Origin of the sequence: Sulfitobacter sp. HI0040 (assembly GCF_001634885.1) — a bacterium.
Classification (GTDB): domain Bacteria; phylum Pseudomonadota; class Alphaproteobacteria; order Rhodobacterales; family Rhodobacteraceae; genus Sulfitobacter.
Map to the genome: position 1 here is coordinate 1 of NZ_LWEX01000311.1, position 226 is coordinate 226.

Here is a 226-nt window from a genome sequence, read left to right on the forward strand (position 1 = left end):
AGCCGGTGATCGAACAATAGATGAGACCGGGATTGATCTCGCGCACAGCTTCATAACCAAGCCCGAGCCGGTCCATCACGCCGGGACGGAACTGCTCTACCAGAACATCGGCCTTCTCGATCAAGGGGCGCAGAAGTTCCACTGCGCCCCCTGACTTGAGGTCGATGGCAACCGATCGCTTGCCGTGGTTCAACACAGCAAATCCGATGCTCTCTCCGTCGATCAT

At 57.5% G+C, this 226-nt stretch carries 1 protein-coding gene; it reads right to left on the reverse strand.

All coding sequences use genetic code 11. The annotated features are described in order from the left end of the window. A partial coding sequence (locus tag A3728_RS14325; RefSeq protein ID WP_201722333.1) for a CoA transferase occupies nucleotides 1–226 on the reverse strand: 226 nt, incomplete at its 3' end.